The sequence below is a fragment of the Vibrio sp. L3-7 genome (assembly GCF_963898195.1).
GTDB lineage: Bacteria > Pseudomonadota > Gammaproteobacteria > Enterobacterales > Vibrionaceae > Vibrio > Vibrio echinoideorum.
Window position 1 is genome coordinate 1 of sequence record NZ_CAWQUW010000050.1, and the last position, 3,864, is coordinate 3,864.

3 protein-coding genes are annotated in these 3,864 nt (G+C 41.5%); 1 reads left to right on the top strand and 2 read right to left on the bottom strand.

Annotated features, from left to right (window positions below):
* Positions 1-222: 222 nt before the first annotated feature.
* Positions 223-453 (bottom strand): hypothetical protein, encoded by a 231-nt coding sequence (locus AACW75_RS21655; protein ID WP_048664420.1) that lies wholly within the window; start codon positions 451-453, stop codon positions 223-225.
* A gap of 199 nt (positions 454-652) precedes the next feature.
* Here AACW75_RS21655 and AACW75_RS21660 point away from each other — a divergent pair, with 199 nt between their 5' ends.
* Positions 653-2,167, top strand: a complete 1,515-nt coding sequence (locus AACW75_RS21660; protein ID WP_145570636.1) for a hypothetical protein — start codon at positions 653-655, stop codon at positions 2,165-2,167.
* Positions 2,168-2,361: 194 nt separating this feature from the next.
* On the opposite strand, the gene AACW75_RS21665 is transcribed toward AACW75_RS21660, so the two are convergent.
* A complete protein-coding gene (locus AACW75_RS21665) occupies positions 2,362-3,492 on the bottom strand; it encodes an IS91 family transposase (RefSeq protein WP_145570638.1) in 1,131 nt (376 codons plus the stop codon).
* Positions 3,493-3,864: the final 372 nt, after the last annotated feature.

Genomic DNA, 3,864 nt, shown 5'->3' on the forward strand with positions numbered 1-3,864 from the left:
CCTGACTAATTCGTAGCACTAGTCAAAGGATTACGTAAAAATAGAGACCGTCAATTTCCCTCGGTAATTAAGCGAATGACAAAGTCGCTTGGTAGTTACGATACGACAGAATCGCTTGGTGATCACATTGGTGTTGTTTCGATTCGTAACGCGAAATTGCCCCAAGATCAGTTAACTCGACATCCGCCTCATTCTTCAATTTCAGTATTTGCAATAATTTAACTAATGGAAGTAAAAGGCAAGACGCGACCCCATTAGCTGTAGTAGTTGTAGGGTGGCTTCTCTCGGTTCAAACAGACTAACGAGTATATGTGTCAGTAATGAACTGAGTTTACGATTGATTACCTTGGCAGTGGTTTTTGAGTGCATTTTCAATAGCTTTTTAACGGCTAGCGTATTCGCTTCTGCCAGATAAACATCTAGGGTATGTGATTGGCGTGGTCTAAGTTTCATTTTCATCTCCGTTTTGGAGATATTTATGGGTGTATTGGCGTTATGCAAAAATTTGAGACAGAAAAACGAGTCTATCACCTTGCCTAAAGAGAACGTGGTCTTAGTTTTTGGTGCTCATTTGTTCATGCTTTTGATTTTAAAAGTGATTTGGTGGAAAATACATCAATACTAACGTGGTGGCATAGGGTGGGTAATAGCTTTGTTTTTGACTACAGAAGACCGACTAACAGAAAAGCTAAACAAAGAGAAAGAGTATCTCTGGACAGAGATGAATGCTCTTAAAGCAAAATTAGAAACGACTAATCAACAGCTTGAATTGCTAGAGCAGAGCGCACCAAAGCATTATTCCAAAGCTTTGGGAGCTAGAAACAAAGCCACCGAAGTAAAAAACAAAGCTGAAGAACGCTTGGGTGAGATTGATGCCATTTACAAAAGTGTTGAAGATACTCATGAACTTGTCATTTCATTGAAAGATGAATCAGACTCGAATCTGGCAACTATCAAAGAGTATGGGTCTAGTGCTTCTGAGAAATCAGAATCAATAGCTCAATACCATGAACAATACTTAGAATCTAAAGCAGAAATTGACGAAGCTCTACAGGAGCTTAGTCGTTTAGTTACTGAGAAAGATCGCTTGGCGGTGAAAGTCGAGTCGTTATCAGAACAAGTAACCAATACCGAATTGGTTGCAGGTAAGTTGAAATCTTTGCTGAGTAATGCAACTAAACAGAAAAGTGAATTTGACACCCTTCATGGTGAAGTCTTTGGCTTTACATATGAAGATGACAACGGTGAAGAAGTAGAACAAGGTGGCTTAAAAGAAGAACTTAAAGATGCTTATTCTAAAATCAAAAATGATGTTGCATCGTTAAACGAAGAAGTTTCGAGCGTAGAGCAAAGATACAATGAAAAATTAGACTCTATTGAAGGCCAATACCAAGAAGGGTTAGAGTCGTTCATATCAAAAGGTGAAAAGCAATATAGTTCAATTATTGCACAGATAAAGTCACTTCTTCCCGATGCGCTTACGGCTGGTCTTTCTGGTGCATATATCGACAAAATTAAAGTTGAAAAAGAACAATTAGATAAACATGAGGTTTCGTTCAATAAAGCTATTCGCTGGTTGATAGTATGTTCTTTGTTGCCAGTTGCATTCAGTATGGTTCGAGTAATATTTTTGAGTGAGCAGTTTGCTTCCGTTATTCAAGATGCTCCGATGATTTACTCTATGATGTTACCTGTTTACGCTCCTATCCTATGGGTCGCTTACTCATCAAACAAGAGCTATAAGCTTAGTAAACGACTAATTGAAGAGTACACACATAAAGAAGTTTCGAGCCGAACATTTGAAGGCTTGTCAAATCAAATTGACACAATTGGCGAAGATGACACTAGTGGTGAGTTAAGAACTAAATTGCTTTTCAACTTGCTTCAAGTTAACAGCGAAAACCCAGGCAAGTTAATATCTGATTATAACAACTCAGATCATCCGATTATTGATGCGATTGACAAAAGTTCAAAATTAGCCGACGCGATTAATCGTTTAGATAACGTGCCTTTGGTCAGCCCACTGTTACGACACCTAAATGCTAAAGAAAGAAATAAAATCGAGCAGAAAGAGAAAGATATGTTGAATGTAGTTGACGTAGCAACGACTGCTGAAGCCAACTCGAAAGAGGAAGAGCCAACAACTAAAACGGCTTCAGTGGCATAGACTAGCCTGTGATGGTAGAGGTAGAAGCTCGGTAGCTTGATGTTTAGCGATTTCAAAGTCTCTAATACGGAGTTTTCTGAAGGTTGGGGGGGCTAATTTTTCGGGAATATTAATTTACCAATCACTTAAGCAGATGATAGGCGTGCCATATATCAGTGAAATTGTAGATAACCCTAATTTTGGATAGATCTTTCCTATGCGACACCTTCACCACGCCAACTCAAAGCTTCATTGACGATGTTTTTCCGACCAGTTCCTGCATGGAAAGCCGTAAGTCGCATTCGGTGGCCACACAGAATGCATTCAAACGGATCCACTTTTAAAAAGGATTTCATCATCTGACCATATCGGAGTGGTGGCGTAGGATGGGGATGTCTATCCATACCCAGAGCGTCACGCACTTTAGGCAACTTATCTCCAATCACACGATTGGCCAGAAAACCAAAGTAGCGCATCATGCGAAAGTTTCTCTCTGGAATGTGCTGAATGAGACGTTTAATTAACTCAAGCTGGCTGACCTCCTCAGTTTCATATTTCCCCGTGTGATGGTCGAGATAACGGAAAGAAAGGTTGGCTTCCCCGCGATAATGAGCCAGTTTTGCCCCAGAAATCGGTGGGCGTTTTAGGTAGCGACCAAGATAGTTGATGGTCGCTTTTGGGTGTTGGGTTTTCCGCGCAAAGTGTACATGCCAAAAGCGTTGACGTTGAGCGTTAATGAAACGTCGAAATTCATCAAAGTCACGGCAGTGAGTATCTGAGTCGTCAATATTGAGAGAATCATACTCAGATAACAGTAAATCGCAGAGCCCATGCCGCCAACGTTGTTCGACTTTTTCATGGCAATAGGAGAGCGCCTTCCAATCGCCATGTGAATTTACCCCACCAAGGGTCACTGATACATGAACATGAGGGTGCCAAGTTAAGCGTCTCCCAAAGGTATGCAGTGCGCAGAAAATTCCAATTTCTAACCCTACCTGCTTTGCCGCATAAAGGAGATTGTCGACGGCGAGTTGGCAAAGTTTATCGAGTAACCATCGATTGGTGCGAAACAGGGGCCATAAAACGTCAGGGAAAGTGAATGTCATGTGCATCCAAGGACAATACGGCATTCGCTCTATCTGTTGGATTATCCAGTTATCGGTCGACTTTTTGCCACAACGAGAGCAGGCTCGACTAGAGCAAGTAAACCAGATATTTTTGGAGTGGGTGCAGTCTTTGTTTTCACAATGTAGCTCTTTACAACCTAAAGCCGGTTTGCCGCAGGCGAGCATTTTAGTGACTTCAATGATTTCGATATCTCGTAGCGTTGAGTCAGTCGCCACCATATGTTGCCAAGTAGAAAGTTAAGTGGTCTGGGTTGATAGGGTGTATTAACAGAAGTGCGAGTAGCCATGGTCAGTGAAGGTTATCGGAGCGTCATGATAGCGAATGGAGAGTTTGATTATACAGATAAACCTATCACGTGCCCAATTGCAGCGTAGCTGCTATGTTCTCGTATTGACTAAGAAATACGCGAAACGGGGTGGCTCTATCTCTAAATTTAATTACGCAACAAAGCCGCCTATATGCCCTAATGCCGTTCACTTAAGAGTGAACGGCATTTTTGTTCTTAGCATACCGTTGTGGTCTGGGTTTAACTGTTCTAGGGAATGTCCTTTCCCTTCGCCCTTCAAGTATTAAGCTTTCAGCCATGTTGT